The 14,636-nt window shown below is 39.9% G+C and carries 17 protein-coding genes and 1 pseudogene; all 18 read left to right on the top strand.

The window, feature by feature from the left end; translation table 11 throughout:
• The first annotated feature begins 4 nt into the window (after positions 1-4).
• Positions 5-1,147 carry a phage portal protein gene (locus N8M09_RS01180; RefSeq protein ID WP_261062881.1) on the top strand — a complete coding sequence of 381 codons (1,143 nt, stop codon included), beginning with the start codon at positions 5-7 and terminating at the stop codon, positions 1,145-1,147.
• Between the two features lie 46 nt (positions 1,148-1,193).
• The gene (locus N8M09_RS01175) at positions 1,194-1,736 is read left to right on the top strand and encodes an HK97 family phage prohead protease (RefSeq protein WP_050253681.1); all 543 of its coding nucleotides are present in this window, start codon (positions 1,194-1,196) and stop codon (positions 1,734-1,736) included.
• 13 nt (positions 1,737-1,749) lie between these two features.
• Positions 1,750-3,003: a phage major capsid protein gene (locus N8M09_RS01170; protein ID WP_261062880.1), complete on the top strand. Its 1,254-nt coding sequence runs from the start codon at positions 1,750-1,752 to the stop codon at positions 3,001-3,003.
• A 25-nt stretch (positions 3,004-3,028) separates the two neighbouring features.
• A complete protein-coding gene (locus N8M09_RS01165) occupies positions 3,029-3,358 on the top strand; it encodes a phage head-tail connector protein (protein ID WP_050253679.1) in 330 nt (109 codons plus the stop codon).
• Positions 3,359-3,360: 2 nt separating this feature from the next.
• Positions 3,361-3,666 carry a head-tail adaptor protein gene (locus tag N8M09_RS01160; RefSeq protein ID WP_050253678.1) on the top strand — a complete coding sequence of 102 codons (306 nt, stop codon included), beginning with the start codon at positions 3,361-3,363 and terminating at the stop codon, positions 3,664-3,666.
• Complete coding sequence (locus N8M09_RS01155; RefSeq protein WP_001074487.1) at positions 3,666-4,013, top strand: hypothetical protein; 348 nt, start codon at positions 3,666-3,668, stop codon at positions 4,011-4,013. The genes N8M09_RS01160 and N8M09_RS01155 overlap by 1 nt, the downstream gene beginning before the upstream one ends.
• On the top strand, positions 4,000-4,344 hold the full coding sequence (locus N8M09_RS01150) for an HK97 gp10 family phage protein (RefSeq protein ID WP_000534622.1): 345 nt from the start codon (positions 4,000-4,002) through the stop codon (positions 4,342-4,344). Before N8M09_RS01155 ends, N8M09_RS01150 begins: the two co-directional genes overlap by 14 nt.
• 13 nt (positions 4,345-4,357) lie before the next feature.
• Positions 4,358-5,026, top strand: a complete 669-nt coding sequence (locus N8M09_RS01145; RefSeq protein WP_247946907.1) for a major tail protein — start codon at positions 4,358-4,360, stop codon at positions 5,024-5,026.
• Position 5,027: 1 nt separating this feature from the next.
• Positions 5,028-5,504, top strand: a complete 477-nt coding sequence (locus N8M09_RS01140; protein ID WP_261062879.1) for a hypothetical protein — start codon at positions 5,028-5,030, stop codon at positions 5,502-5,504.
• A 186-nt stretch (positions 5,505-5,690) separates the two neighbouring features.
• Positions 5,691-8,429 carry a phage tail tape measure protein gene (locus tag N8M09_RS01135; protein ID WP_261062878.1) on the top strand — a complete coding sequence of 913 codons (2,739 nt, stop codon included), beginning with the start codon at positions 5,691-5,693 and terminating at the stop codon, positions 8,427-8,429.
• The gene (locus N8M09_RS01130; protein ID WP_261062877.1) at positions 8,426-9,148 is read left to right on the top strand and encodes a phage tail protein; all 723 of its coding nucleotides are present in this window, start codon (positions 8,426-8,428) and stop codon (positions 9,146-9,148) included. The genes N8M09_RS01135 and N8M09_RS01130 overlap by 4 nt, the downstream gene beginning before the upstream one ends.
• Positions 9,149-12,133: a phage tail spike protein gene (locus N8M09_RS01125; protein ID WP_261062876.1), complete on the top strand. Its 2,985-nt coding sequence runs from the start codon at positions 9,149-9,151 to the stop codon at positions 12,131-12,133.
• Positions 12,130-12,330, top strand: coding sequence for a hypothetical protein (locus N8M09_RS01120; protein WP_261062875.1), 201 nt, complete (start codon positions 12,130-12,132; stop codon positions 12,328-12,330). Before N8M09_RS01125 ends, N8M09_RS01120 begins: the two co-directional genes overlap by 4 nt.
• A 3-nt stretch (positions 12,331-12,333) precedes the next feature.
• Positions 12,334-12,960, top strand: a complete 627-nt coding sequence (locus N8M09_RS01115; protein ID WP_261062874.1) for a hypothetical protein — start codon at positions 12,334-12,336, stop codon at positions 12,958-12,960.
• 9 nt (positions 12,961-12,969) lie between these two features.
• Positions 12,970-13,248, top strand: coding sequence for a DUF7365 family protein (locus N8M09_RS01110; protein WP_261062873.1), 279 nt, complete (start codon positions 12,970-12,972; stop codon positions 13,246-13,248).
• Positions 13,249-13,262: 14 nt separating this feature from the next.
• Positions 13,263-13,739, top strand: coding sequence for a carboxypeptidase-like regulatory domain-containing protein (locus N8M09_RS01105; RefSeq protein WP_261062872.1), 477 nt, complete (start codon positions 13,263-13,265; stop codon positions 13,737-13,739).
• A 4-nt stretch (positions 13,740-13,743) separates the two neighbouring features.
• The gene (locus N8M09_RS01100) at positions 13,744-14,064 is read left to right on the top strand and encodes a hypothetical protein (protein ID WP_261062871.1); all 321 of its coding nucleotides are present in this window, start codon (positions 13,744-13,746) and stop codon (positions 14,062-14,064) included.
• 5 nt (positions 14,065-14,069) lie between these two features.
• A pseudogene (locus tag N8M09_RS01095) lies at positions 14,070-14,636 on the top strand (collagen-like protein); the annotation flags it as partial.

The raw sequence follows: 14,636 nt of genomic DNA, 5'->3' as shown, positions 1-14,636 counted from the left end.
AAGAATGAACAAACATATAAATAATCTAAGAGAGGTTTTTGCTAGGATTTTCAGACCAAGTAATAGAAAATCCACAAGGACTTATTTACAAAGAAATTTGAATTATTGGAGAAGAAATTCGATTTACTTAGACAATATCTACAATAAGATTTCAACAGATACTGCACAAGTTCGATTTAAGCATGTGAGAATCACTCGAAATCCGACTGGAGTTGACAAGATGGAGTGGTTTGAAAATAGTGATCTTGCAAATGTTTTATCTTTCTCTCCAAATCCTCTTGAAATACCAGTTGTATTTTGGGCAAATGTAACAAGAGCTATGCTGAAAGATGGTGTTGCAGTCGTTGTTCCACGTTGGGAGAATGGCCGGCTGATTGAAATTTGGCTTGCTAAGAAAACCATATCATGGACTGCAGAGAGAGTTGAAATCATGATTGATGATGTAGAGATTGAGCTACCTCTTAGCGATGTCTGGGTTTTTGAGAATCCTAAATTAAACGTGACAAGTCAACTAAACCAAATCACAGAATTAATTGATATCAACCTTGATGCGTTAACCGAGAAGTTAGGCAGAGGGAATTCAAAGTTGAGAGGATTCTTAAAACTACCAACTAAAGCAGCAGATGAACATTTGAAGAAACAAGCTAAGATTCGAGTTGATAGCATGATGGAACTTGCTGGAAATGGTGGCATTGCCTATCTCGAGCAAGGTGAAGAGTTTATGGAATTAAAAAAAGATTACTCAACCGCTTCTAAAGAAGAAATGGAGTTTCTGAAATCTCAACTTTATCATGCTCATGGGATTAATGAAAAATTGTTTACTTGTGACTACACAGAAGAACAATATAGAGCTTACTATTCTAGCGTCATGAAATTATATCAACGTGTATTCTCTGAAGAAATTAATAGAAAATATTTCACGAAGACGGCAAGGACACAAGGAAACAAGCTCTTGGTCTTCTTTGATATGGCTGACATGATTTCATTCAAGGATCTAGTAGAAGGTGGATTTAAATCTAAATACGCAGGTTTGATGAATTCAAATGAATTCCGTGAAACCTATCTAGGGCTTCCGGGATATGAAGGTGGAGAAGTATTCGAAACCAATCTAAATGCAGTCCGTATCGAGCCGAGCGAAAGTAATTAAAAATAGGGTGGGCGGTTGGCAGAAATTTTAAGAAAGGAGGTAGGCTATGGAAAAGTTAAAAACCTTTGTCGTCAAGTCAGTTGAGGAAGAGTCAGCTGACTTTCATTTTGAGGCTTATGCCTCCACTTATGGCAATACCGACAGAGACGGCGATGTGATGGCCAAGGGGTGTTTTGATAACACTCTGAAGACTAAAGCTGTCGTACCTATGTGCTTAAACCATGATCGCAATCGTGTCATCGGTAAGCATGAGCTGTCGGTAGATGAAAAAGGTCTGCGAACACGGTCGACATTCAATCTAAGTGATCCAGAAGCTAAGAAAACCTATGACCTCATGAAGATGGGGGCACTGGATAGTCTGAGCATTGGATTTTTTATTAATGATTATGAGCCAGTTGACGCTAAGCAACCTTACGGTGGATGGATTTTTAAAGAAGTTGAAATCTTTGAAATATCTGTCGTGACCGTGCCAGCCAATCCTCAAGCAACCGTTGATAATATTAAGGGATTTGATATGTCTGTGGTTGACAAGCGAATCGCTCAGGCGAACATGAAGCAAGATATCATGAGTAAACTTGCAACGATTTAAAAAGGAGAAAAAAATGAAAACACTAGTCGAATTGATGGAAGAACGACAAAAACATGCAGATGAGTTATCTGAGGTCAAATTAAAAAAAGTTTCAATCGAAGAGAAATTGAAGTCAGCAACTATTGGAGAAGAAGAACTTGCACAGTTGAAATCAGATGCAGAAGAATTGGTATCCAAAGCAGAGGAACTCAAGAACACAATTTCTAAGTTAGATATTGAAATTGAAGAAAAAGAAGACAATCTCAATAAAGCTGCTAAATCTATCAAGGAAGTACAGAAAGGCAAGATACAAATGGAATACTTAAAAACAAAAGAAGCTGCACTTGATTTCGCTCGAATCCTCATGGATAACGAAGGCAGCTCAAACAGTGCCCGCAAAGCGTGGGAAGCAAATCTGGTTGAAAAAGGTGTAACTAATCTTAACAAAATCTTACCTGAACCAGTATTGATTGCAATCCAAAATGCATTTAATGATTACGACGGTATCCTGAACCATGTAACCAAAGATCCTCGTTATGCAGTACGTGTTGCATTTCAAACTCAACAATCAAAAGCTAAAGGCCATCAGAATAGCAAAACAAAGAAAGATGAATCTTTTGTATTTATCGATTATACAATCAACTCTGCAGCTGTCTACATCAAGTACAGTTTTGAGTATGCTGACTTGAAGAAGGATACAACAGGTGCTTACTTCAACTATGTGATGAATGAATTAGCCCAAGGTTTTATCCGTGCAGTTGAACGTGCTGTTGTTATCGGCGATGGTAAAAATAGTGATGATGATGACAAAATCACTGAAATTAAATCTATTGCAGAAGAAACACTTGCTCAACTATTTGATACACAAGAAATCAGTGTTGACGGGGAATTTGACAGTACTGTTTTAGAAACCCTCGTCAAAGGGATTGATAAACTTGCTGCAAATACAACTCCAATTTTGGTAACTTCAAAAACCATTGCCCGTAAACTTAAAATGGTTAAGGATGGCGAAAAACGCTACATTGATCCACAACCATTCGCACCAATTTCACAAACAGGAAATGTCATTGCTGGTTACCAAGTATATGTCTATGACTGGATGGAAGATGCGACTAACCCAATTATCGCATTTGCTGACAAGGCTTATAAGATGATTGGTGATGATGTCTCTGCTGATCGCTTTGAAGATTATGATGTAACGATGAATCGCCGTCATATCGAACTTGCTAGCGTGCTTGGTGGCCGACTTGGTCAGTACAAATCAGCTGTGAAATTCACAAAAGGTTGATTTTAAATAGAAAGGGGAGTCTAAAATGACAATCCTTAATCAAATTAAAGAAATGGTTGAAGTTGATGTCGAAGAAGAAATCTTCGACACTCAACTTTTAAGCTACATAAATAGTGGGATTTCATATCTAACGAGAAACAACATTCCTATCACTCGCATCGATAAAGAAAGCGAATTGACAGAATGGGATGAGATTGAAGAGGATGATAAAGAAACAATTTTAGATTGGTTACATTTGAGATGTGTTCAGAGATTTGATAAATCCTTGATGACAGGAAACTCAACAACAATGAGCTGGATTGATGAAGAATTGACAAATATTCTCTATCAATTAAAAGCTATTTACGGAGTTTAATCATGAAATCATCTAGAGTATCAATCATCCTTTGTTACGATAAGCGCACAGAGGTCGAAAAAGGTGTTTTTGAAAAACAAGTTGTAGAAAAGAAAGTCAAAGCTGAAAAAGAGAAAATCTACCAACGTAGGCTTGATAAAGCTTTGGCAGATGGTCAAGTTTTGACAGCAAGATTTCGGATACGTTCTAACTATGTGACAGATTCCTTAGACTACGTGAAGTACAAAGGGAAAGAGTACAAGGTAAATGTTGGAACTGAATCTGATGATGGCCACTACACGATAATTGAATTAGGAGAATTGAAATAATGGCTAAGAAGTTCTTCACCAGGCAAGAAATTCAAGAAATCCTAGAAAAAAACACTTTAAAATCAAAAGTGTTCTATATGGAACGTGAGGAAAAGTCCTCTCCTGACAACGTTATTCTTTACTATCGTTTAACTCCGGGTAGTAGTATTACTGCTGATGATACAGTACACATGAGAAAAGTGACTATTCAAATCAGTCACTATCACAAGAAGAAACTAGACAGCATTGAGGAATTGATGTTGTCTAATTTTATGTGTGAACCTAGTCAGTTGAATCTAAAACAGCCTGATACAGATTACTTACTTACAACCTACAGAATCGAGGTATTCACAAGTGGGAAGTGGTAGCGTTAATGTGAAAACATTAAAAATCGATATACAGAATCAAGTTTTAGAAATCATAGAAAAAGCAGGAAAAAGCACCGCTGGAGACATTAGAGACGGAAGTCCTAGAAGAAACGGAGTATATGAAAAAGGATGGACTCACGAGACCATTGAAGATATCGCTGTAGTATATAACAACGGGAAAGAGAAGTCGCTTGCTCACTTGTTAGAAAATGGCCACGCAACAAAAAATGGTGGATTTGTAGCACCTCAAGAACACATCAGACCAGCTTATCTCAAAAATAAAGAAATCTTTCTCAATAATATGAAATCAATAAAAATCAGACCAAATTAAGGAAGGAGTCACAATGACTTATAAATATGACACACGAGAGGTTACTCATGGTAATGCCATGGGATTCTTTGCTAAGATTTCAAAAACAGAATCTGGCGCACTCGATCTAAAAACACCATACCCATTTACAGGAATGCGAAAAACATCTTTTGAAACTTCACAAGAATCAAAAGCATACTACGCAGATAACGTGGAGCACGTCCGTCTTCAAGGTAAGAAATCAACTGAGGGATCAATTACGACTTATCAAATTCCTAAACAATTCATGATTGACCATTTGGGGAAAAAGCTGACAACTTCAACTCCTCCAGCGCTCATCGATACTGGTGTGAATGCGAATTTCATTTGGGGATATGCTGAAACGGTTACAGATGAGTTTGGTTCTGAGGTTGAAGAGTTCCACATCTGGACCAATGTGAAAGCGTCAGCTCCAAAAGGAAGCGCTACAACAGATGAAAGCTCTGCTACACCAAAAGAAATCGAAATTCCATGTACTGCGTCACCTAACAATTTCATTCTAGATTCAGATAAAAAACCTGTTTCAGAAATTGTATGGCGTGATACAGACAAGGGTGTTGTCCGTGCTAAATTTGATAAATTGTTCGCTTCAAGTACCCCAACGAAATTGATTGATTTTATCAATGAAGCTTTAGGAACAACAGCCATCGTGCCAGGAGGCTAAAATGATTAAAAAAGAACTATCATTCACAGCGTTTGATAGTTATGGTGAAGAAAGAGAGCACACTGAAACAGTGCGCTTTCTTTACTCTTTACCAGCTATCAAGATGTATGAACAGCGAACAGGTCGCAACTTCTTTGATGACAACCAAAAAGCACTCGCAGCTTACACACAGCTTGCCCTTGCAACTGGTGTAAATGGTCGTTTATCTGCTTTGACTGATGAAGAAAAGGTCAAACTAATGCCATTACTTATGGAGCCAGATTTCATGAACTTCCTAACTGAAGTCATCCCTTGTCTGTACGGTGAGGTTGAGAATGGTCGCTTGGTACAGAATGAGCTGACTGCTGAAACAGCCTCTCTTGCTCCTTGGTTTGGTGATTTGATTGATATTGGTTTTTTCTCAGACCTCTTTTATGAATTTAACCGAAGTAGAGCAAAGGTTCCTCAAGATAGAAAAAAGCCTCAACAGAAGTCATAACTTCTGAAAAAATTTATAAGGTTATTTTTGAAAATCGGATGGATGTTTTTTGGGCAGAAAGTCAACACTTTAATTATCTGATGGGAACACTACATCAGATGAGTATCAATGAAAATGAGAAAAAAACTTTATCAAACGCAGAATTACTAAATGTAATGTCTGACTAAAACCGAAAGGAGGAAATCTATGGCTGAAACATTTGAAGGCTTATATGTCAAATTTGGTGCTAATACTGTTGAATTTGACAAATCTGTAAAAGGTATCAATAATGCTTTATCTAGTCTGAAAAAAGACTTCAACAACATCAATAGACAATTGAAGATGGATCCAGACAATGTCGACTTATTGAATCGTAAGTTGCTCAACTTACAGGAACAAGCTCGTGTTGGTGCTATGAAAATTGCTGAACTCAAAAAGCAACAAAAGGAACTGGGAGAATCTGAAGTTGGGTCAGCACAGTGGAATAAGCTTCAACTTGAAATTTCTAAAGTTGAATCACAGATGAAGGTTGTTGACCAGGCAATGGATTCAACCAAAAAACATATAGAAGATGTAGGAAATCCAAAGTCTATTTTAAATCTCAACAAAGAAATCAACAATGTTGCAAAAGAACTTGATATCGTCAACCAGAAGCTCGAATTAGATCCTAAAAATGTAGAGTTGTCCGAAGAAAAAATGAAGTTATTAGGGAAACAATCTTCATTAGCCAAGGATAAGGTCCAGGAGTTGAAACGGAAACAAGAGGAATTAGGAAAGGAAAAAATCGGAACAGAGGAATGGCGACAACTTCAAAATGAAATTGGGCAAGCAGAAGTTGAAGTGTTAAAGATAGATAAAGCCATGGGGAATCTAGGGGATTCGAGCCGTTCTGCAACAGGAAACATCAAGGAAGCTACAGGATACTTAAAAGCCGATGTAATGATGAACGTTGCTGAAAAGGCAGGACAACTAGGTCAAAAAATGGTTGATGCTGGTAAAAAAACAGTAGATGCATGGTCTGAAATTGACGAAGCAATGGATACTGTTACGACGAAGACTGGACTGACTGGAGAAGCCTTGTTAGGACTTCAGGAAATTGCAAAAGGAATCGCTACATCTTTACCAGCGACTACATTTCAAGAATCTGCTGACGCAGTCGGTGAGTTAAACACACAATTTGGACTTACTGGCGATACTTTGCAATCTGCAGCAGAGTATCTATTGAAATATTCGAAAATAACTGGAGAAGATATTTCAAATTCCGCAATAAATGCCAAGAAAGCAATTGATGCTTACGGTTTATCTAATGAGGATCTAGCGAGAGTATTGGACTCAGTAACAAAGGTCGGCCAGGATACTGGTCAATCTTATGACTCCATCTTTCAAAAAGCAATTGATGGAGCTCCACAGATTAAGATGCTAGGATTATCTTTTGAAGAGGGAGCAACATTAATTGGTAGATTTGAAAAAAGCGGGATTGACTCTTCTGCTGCTTTATCTTCTCTTTCAAAAGCCGCAGTAAACTATGCCAAAGACGGGAAGTCCTTGACGGATGGATTGAACGAGACTGTCAATGCAATACAGAATTCAACTAGTGAAACAAAAGCTTTGAGTATTGCTTCGGAAGTTTTTGGGAGCAAGGCTGCACCACGTATGGTAGATGCTATCCAACGTGGGGCATTTAGTTTTAGTGATTTAGCTGAGGCAGCTAAATCCTCATCAGGAACTGTAGCAACAACATTTGAAGAGACAAAAGATCCATTCGATGACCTAACGACCTATTCCAACAAAGCAAAAGAAGGGCTTGCCGAGATAGGTGGCACACTACTTGAGACTGTTATACCAGCTTTAGAACCTTTGATGGGTATGCTTGAATCTGCTGTCAATTGGTTTACTAACTTAAACAAAACTGATCAACAGACTATCGTGATTCTTGGACTTGTTACAACCGCTGTAATGATGCTACTCGGTGCAATAGCACCGCTAGTCATTGCTATAGGTGCAATAGGTGCGCCTGTCGGAATTGTCGTAGCGGCAATAGTTGCTGCTATTGCCGCTATTACACTCATCATTCAGGCTATCATGAACTGGGGGACCATATCTGAACAGCTACAGTCGACTTGGGATGCTTTCGCCGCTTGGCTTTCTGAATTGTGGACTAATATTGTCACGACTGCTACTACAGCGTGGTCAAGTTTCACTGCTTGGCTTTCTGAAATTTGGTCTTCAGTAGTCTCAACTGGACAGTCTTTGTGGTCTAGCTTTACTAGCACCTTGTCCAATATTTTCTCAGGTTTGATTTCAGGCGCTCAGTCACTGTGGTCAAGTTTTACTTCTACCCTTTCCAATCTATGGTCTGACCTGGTCTCAACCGGGTCAAATTTGTTTAATAATTTGAGTAGCACGATTTCAGGAATTTTTAATGGTATCTTATCCACTGCTAGCAATATTTGGGACTCTATCAAATCAACTATTTCAAATGCTATTGATGGTGCTAGAAATGCAGTATCTAACGCTATCGAAGCTATTAAGAGTCTATTTAATTTCAATATCAGTTGGCCGCACATTCCATTACCACACTTCTATGTAAGTGGTTCAGCCAATCCACTGGACTGGTTAAGTCAGGGCGTTCCAAGCATCGGCATTGAGTGGTATGCGAAGGGTGGTATCATGACCAAACCAACTTTATTTGGAATGAATGGAAATAGAGCAATGGTTGGTGGAGAAGCTGGTGCAGAAGCAATCCTTCCCCTTAACAAGTCAACTCTTGGTGCAATTGGACAAAGTATTGCTAATACGATGAACACATCGAATAGCATCAATGTCAACTTCTCAGGAGTGACCATTCGAGAAGAAGCGGATTTGAATAGACTAGCTGATGCAGTCGGAACACGTATTGCTGAAGAACTACAAAGAAAAACTAATTTGAAAGGAGGTTTCGCATGACAAAAATTAATGAGTTAACCATCGACGGAGTGAAAACATCATCATTTAAATGTGAGATTCTGGTTGAAACACGACCACAAGTCATCGTATCCTCCTCAAAAACTAGTCTTTTAGAACATGATGGGATTAGTGGTGCAATTGTTCAATCAAATAGGCATCGTAGGTTGATTGAAAAAACCTACCACATCAGCTTGATTAACCCAACGGATGAAGACTTATACCGCTTTTCTTCTCTGTTAAATCGTGAAAAATTTTGGTTGGAGAATGAACAAGAGCCAAGCGTGAAATATTGGTGCTATAAAGTGGATGATTTCAAAATTATTAAAGATGATTTTGGTGCATGGACGGTGGATGTAAAATTCACTTGCCATCCTACAAAATACTTTAAAGCAACTGATACTCAGAGATTGACAAGAAGTGGGACCTTGACCGTTCAAGGTTCTGCTCTTGCATTTCCTAAAATCACAATCGTTGGCCAGAGCGCTGCTGAGACTTCGTTTACAATTGCTGATCAGGTCATTCGTCTTGAAAGGCTTGCTGAGTCGCTTGTGATGGTCAACAATCCTGATAATCCTAGTTTTAAGACAACAACAGGAAAACCAGTGAAATGGTCAGGGGATTTTATCACAGTTGATCCAGCGAAAGTGCAGAATATTGGTGTTGTTTTAGGTCCAGGTATTCAATCGCTTGAAATCGAAACGGTTTGGGGGTGGGCATAATTGCTTTATCTACTTAATAAAGATGTGAGAACCGTTCGGTGGAACGGGGAGCCACTTCATGAAGCAACTTCGGCGATTGTTAAAGAAACCATGAATGGCGATTTCACCTTAACTGTGAAATATCCTATTTCTGACTCTGGTATTTATCAGCTCATCGAAGAAGATATGCTTATAAAGGCTCCGACTCCTGTTTTAGGAGCGCAGCTATTTCGCATCAAGAAACCTGTTGAGCACAATGACCATCTAGAAATCACAGCCTATCACATTTCAGATGATGTGATGCAACGTTCTATCACGCCAGTAAGTGTGACTAGTCAGAGCTGTGGCATGGCTCTTTCTCGCATGGTCCAAAATACCAAAACGGATCTTGGGGACTTCTCATTCAACAGTGATATCCAGGATCGTAGGACCTTCAATACGACTGAAACAGAAACTCTGTACTCTGTATTGCTGGACGGTAAGCATAGCATTGTTGGTACATGGGAAGGCGAGATGGTTCGTGATAACTTTGCAATGAATATCAAGAAGAGTCGTGGTGAGAATCGTGGTGTTGTTATTACAACGCACAAAAATCTGAAGGATTATCAACGTACAAAAAACAGTCAGAATGTTGTCACAAGAATCCATGCCAAATCGACGTTTAAGCCTGAAGGTGCTGAAAAGGAAACGACTATCAGAGTAACTTTTGATAGTCCTCTTATTAATTCTTATCCTTACATAAACGAAAAAGAGTATGAGAATAACAATGCAAAATCCGTTGAAGAGCTGCAGAAGTGGGCACAGGCTAAGTTTTCAAATGAGGGCATTGACAAGGTCTCTGACGCTATCAAGATTGAAGCTTATGAACTTGATGGCCAAGTAGTTCACATGGGTGATACGGTCAATCTCAAGAGCTGGAAACACAATGTCGATGCATTCAAGAAAGCTATTGCTTATGAGTTCGATGCCTTGAAAGAAGAGTACATCTCCCTGACTTTCGATGATAAGGCAGGCACTGGTGGTTCTAGAGCTTCTGGTGGATTATCTAGCGCAGCAGATGCCATCCTTGGGGTGACAGAATCTGCACAAGAAATCGCCTTAGAAAAGGCTCTTCAAAATGCCGACTTAGGTTTTGATCATCAAGCTGGATTGTTGAGACAGGAAATTTTGGACGGTATCGAACTAGCTAGAGCTAAAGCTGAAGAAGTTAAAAGAGAACTCTCTGATACTATTAATCAGCGATTCGACAGCTTTGATAATGCTTCAATTCAAGAAGCTAGGCGAGAGGCAGAAGAGGCGTTGAGAAATGCTGGCGCAAGCAGCATACTCGCTCAAGAAGCGAAACGAATTAGTGAGCGAGCAAGAGCAGACATTACTAATCTACAAGCATCATCTCAAAATGCTCTCAGCCAGATTGAGGCTTTCAAAACTGAGTATGGTACGAAGCTGAATGAATTTAAGAGCACATCTGACGGTATCTTGACGAAACTTGGTGCGATTGAAACGTATGTCAATAAGGACGGTCAGCGACAAGAGAGCTTGCAACAATATGCACGAGACGAATCTGCTCGTCAAGTTAGCGCAGTTCGTGAGCAAATATCCAGAGACTATATTGGGAAATCGACTTATCAAGAGAATGTGAGAGGTCTTGAACGTCGTTTTAGTGCGATAAGCACGCAGACGAACAATGATATTTCTACAAAAATCGCTCAGTACAAGAAGACAGTAGATGGTCAATTCGCAAGCATCACATCGCAAATCGCTGGCAAGGCCAATCAGACAGACTTCCAACGTGTCAGAGAGACTAGTCAGCTTTATGAACGCATCATCGGTAGCAACGAGAATGACATTTCAAATAAGGTCGCTCGCATGGCTATGACTAATAAACTATTTCAGGTTGAGGTGGCTAAGAATGAAGGCCTAAAAACAGTTCAAAGACAAATCGCTGGATCGTGGGCCGTTCAGAACATCAATAGCGCAGGTGATTTGATTTCAGGAATCAATCTTGGAGCAAATGGTCATAACCGATTTGACGGGAAATTGACCCACATTACGGGTGAGACCTTGATTGACAAAGCCGTTATCAAATCGGGCATGGTTGATAAGTTAAAGACCGCTAACTTTGAAGCAGGTTCGGTCACGACTACGATTATAGACGCTGAAGCAGTGACTGCCGATAAAGTAAGGATGGACCAAGCATTTGCAAACAAGCTAGTAGCAAGTAACATCTTCACAGATATGCTTGCTGCTAAAGAAGCATTCATCAACAAGCTACGGTCAGTGGTAGTCACTGCGACATTTCTAGAAGGTTTTCAAGGTAAAATTGGAGGCTTCAGATTTGGTCAATACACAAACAGAAATGGATATTTCATAACAGGAATTAACTCTGTTAGTATTGGGATGGGTAACGGAATGAACGCTGGCGCGAACAGAAACGCATTTTGGGCAAATTGGGGTGAAAGTTTAGACACCCCTGGTCCCAAAGCCTGGTATGTCAACACAGACGGGAAGATGTATTGTAGGAATGATGTGGATTTTTATTCCAAAGTGGATTTCGCAAGCACATCAAAGGTTAATTTCTACTCTAGAATCAATGCTCCGAGAGGAATATGGATTGGCTATGATGATGTGGAAGGCGAAGGGGATAATCCTGATGGTGGATACAATAGAGTTGTCTGGTGGAGTCAAATCGTCACTGGGAAATGGAGACAACACGCTGGAATCACAACCGGTTCGGATAGAAAATTGAAAGAGAATATTGAACCGACATCAGTCAAGGCATTGGATAAAATAAATGCTTTAAATTTAGTCGCATTTGACTACATTAAGGATAAGACTCATGAAGAAATCGGTCTGATCGCGCAAGAAGTGTTAGATATTATTCCTGGTGCAGTCGAGAAATATGAGGGAGAGGATAATCATTTAACAATCAATTATTCAAAATTCGTACCTTATTTAATAAAGGCCATTCAAGAGCTGAATCAAAAATTGGAGAAAATAGCATGAACGAAACAATCAATCAGCTAGTGTTACAATCGCTAGCAACTAAACTAGCTAAAAGTGAATTGGAATCGGCTCAAAATGAGGCGTTTTACCAACTCGCAACAAGTGAATTAAAAATAATGAACGAGGTCTTGGAATACGACCCAGCACTCAAAGAACTATTCGAAGAAACAAAAGTAAAAATGCAAAAAGGAGAATAGAACATGACACAAACTTACGAATTAGCAAATAACCCTTACTACCGTCAACCTGAGAACGTAACGATTGTTACCATCAAGAAAGAACATGGGCAACGATACAGTTATGAGCAAGCAGGCTTGTCTGGTGACCGCACGCATGAAAGTCAAGAAGCGCTTATCCAGGCAGTTCTTGATGTGGTGAAGGCAGAACTTGACCCAGCTAGTGCAATCGTTCAGACGCAAGCAAAATTGGAAGAAGCGACTCATGAACTTGCTGAAACTAAAGCGAAACAGACGGCAACAGACCAAGCAGTTAAGCATAATCAAGAAGAAACTGACCGCTATGGTAAAATCATCCATGCGGTCGTTTTAAATGCTGTAGCAGGCAAGACAATCGCTTATGGAACTATCTACAAGGAATTGGTAGAGTTGATTCCACTTGCTGAAGTTGGTAAGCATTATATGGCACATGACTTGATTACCATTGAAGACCCTAACCATGCGGAAGTGAACGGTGAAGGTAAGCGTGTATTGGTTCAACTTAACCGTGAGTTCACATATAACGGTGAACCTGTCAGCGACTTTGCTCGCAACGGTCGTCTTGAACTTGACGGAACAGGTGCAGCATGGAAGTTTGAACTTAAGGAATAGAGGTGTTTTATGGCAGAATTTGAACGTTTAATTGTCCAAATCTTCCTCTCTCTGATTCCTGTTGTCGGACTTTATTTCTCAATGAAAGACCGAGCTACCAAGCAGGAGAATCGCATTACCGCGATGGAAAAAGACATCGAGAACCTACGTGAATTTAAAGAATCAGCAAATAAACGTCTGGATAACCACGACGAACAGAATAAGGCTATCTTGGTTCTAGCTGAGCAAGTTAAATCATTAGGTGAAGATGTCAGAGAGTTGAAAATATTGTTCCAGAGTAAAACTTAAGAAAGGGGCGCAGAATGGCTTATGTTCGTAATTCAACGAATCTTAAACAAGTGGACGGTGGATTTTTAGTTAAGCAAGGTGATGTGTCTTCCACAATCGCCTTTTCTTTACTTGATGAGAATCATGAGCCGATTCCACAGCTTGAAGGACAAGAGGCATCTATCACGTTGACGAGAGGTCAGGAGCAATTACGCAAAACGGCAGTCGTGACAAATGGCGCAGTTGCTTTTAATATAGGTATGATTTTACCTGCTGGCTTATATCAAATCGAGGTATCAGTGGGGGGATATACATTCCCAAGCGACGACTCGACTCAAATTAGAATCACAAAATCGGATAAGAATCTGGTCACAGAGGAAGTCCATGCTCTTAAGGAGCTGGATATCGCAGAAGAAGTAAAAAAACAGCTTGCAGAAAGACCTGCAAGCGAGGGTGGGGCAGGTCAGGAAATTCCTGACCTACTCTTTTATTACAACTTAGGAAAGGTGTAGGAATATGGACACAACAAAATTAACGGCATTCGCTCAAGCGGTTGGGGTTGACATCAAGGAATTGAAACAACTGCTTAATGGTAAAGTTGACAATGCGACAGTCACACAATTGATTGAACAGGCTAAAACTGCTGTCAAAAATGACATTTTAGGCGAGGGTGTATCTGAGGATTTGAATACCCTCAAGGAAATCGCTGAGAAAATCGCTAGCATGAGTGGAAGTACTGAAAGCGCGGTAGTACAAAAAATCTCAGACTTGGGCACACGACTTGATTCTTTTGCCAATCTTGACTTGGTCGCAACGTATAACGCAGCGAAAGCGTGATAGCCATGAGCAATTTAGAGGAATTTGCTCAAGCTGTCGGCCGTGATGTGAAGGCGCTGAACCAAAAGCCTGAACCAAGGCTGACCTTGACAGGAAATACCCTCGGCATTGTCGGGGGTAATAATGTTACTCTGCCTATGCCGACAAACGTAGGGCATGAAATCCGTGGTACAGGCTCACCAGAAGGGCGTATCACTGCTGAAATCGGGACGACCTATGTAGATGTTAATGCTACTAATGGCGCTCTGAAATGGATAAAAGAGAGTGGAAATGACAACACAGGCTGGAAGGTGTTGATAGGTGATACTGGATGGAGGACGTTGGGTATCGCTTCAAAATTAAGGAGCTCGTTCGTAAAAATAAGACGGGTTAATAATCTAGTAACTTATCAATTTGGAGGACTATCGTGGGGGTGGTTTGGAATTGTGAGGCGTGGAAGCCATGGATATCAAGTTCAAACTTCTGATATCGAACGAAATTGCTACATATTAGGACCAAATGGAGTCCCTATTGGTTTTCGCTCTCCAAACTCTCTAATCGGGAATATATATAACGACAAAGGGATTGTTTAT

This window comes from Streptococcus mitis (assembly GCF_946190375.1).
In the GTDB taxonomy this organism is placed as follows: Bacteria; Bacillota; Bacilli; order Lactobacillales; family Streptococcaceae; genus Streptococcus; species Streptococcus mitis_CJ.
This window is presented reverse-complemented; position numbering and strand designations above follow the sequence as displayed.

Excerpts from the sequence above, each read along its gene's own strand:
- N8M09_RS01180 (WP_261062881.1), top strand. The coding sequence starts at position 5 with ATGAACAAACATATAAATAATCTAAGAGAGGTTTTTGCTAGGATTTTC.
- N8M09_RS01175 (WP_050253681.1), top strand. The coding sequence starts at position 1,194 with ATGGAAAAGTTAAAAACCTTTGTCGTCAAGTCAGTTGAGGAAGAGTCA.
- N8M09_RS01170 (WP_261062880.1), top strand. The coding sequence starts at position 1,750 with ATGAAAACACTAGTCGAATTGATGGAAGAACGACAAAAACATGCAGAT.
- N8M09_RS01165 (WP_050253679.1), top strand. The coding sequence starts at position 3,029 with ATGACAATCCTTAATCAAATTAAAGAAATGGTTGAAGTTGATGTCGAA.
- N8M09_RS01160 (WP_050253678.1), top strand. The coding sequence starts at position 3,361 with ATGAAATCATCTAGAGTATCAATCATCCTTTGTTACGATAAGCGCACA.
- N8M09_RS01155 (WP_001074487.1), top strand. The coding sequence starts at position 3,666 with ATGGCTAAGAAGTTCTTCACCAGGCAAGAAATTCAAGAAATCCTAGAA.
- N8M09_RS01145 (WP_247946907.1), top strand. The coding sequence starts at position 4,358 with ATGACTTATAAATATGACACACGAGAGGTTACTCATGGTAATGCCATG.
- N8M09_RS01140 (WP_261062879.1), top strand. The coding sequence starts at position 5,028 with ATGATTAAAAAAGAACTATCATTCACAGCGTTTGATAGTTATGGTGAA.
- N8M09_RS01135 (WP_261062878.1), top strand. The coding sequence starts at position 5,691 with ATGGCTGAAACATTTGAAGGCTTATATGTCAAATTTGGTGCTAATACT.
- N8M09_RS01130 (WP_261062877.1), top strand. The coding sequence starts at position 8,426 with ATGACAAAAATTAATGAGTTAACCATCGACGGAGTGAAAACATCATCA.
- N8M09_RS01120 (WP_261062875.1), top strand. The coding sequence starts at position 12,130 with ATGAACGAAACAATCAATCAGCTAGTGTTACAATCGCTAGCAACTAAA.
- N8M09_RS01115 (WP_261062874.1), top strand. The coding sequence starts at position 12,334 with ATGACACAAACTTACGAATTAGCAAATAACCCTTACTACCGTCAACCT.
- N8M09_RS01110 (WP_261062873.1), top strand. The coding sequence starts at position 12,970 with ATGGCAGAATTTGAACGTTTAATTGTCCAAATCTTCCTCTCTCTGATT.
- N8M09_RS01105 (WP_261062872.1), top strand. The coding sequence starts at position 13,263 with ATGGCTTATGTTCGTAATTCAACGAATCTTAAACAAGTGGACGGTGGA.
- N8M09_RS01100 (WP_261062871.1), top strand. The coding sequence starts at position 13,744 with ATGGACACAACAAAATTAACGGCATTCGCTCAAGCGGTTGGGGTTGAC.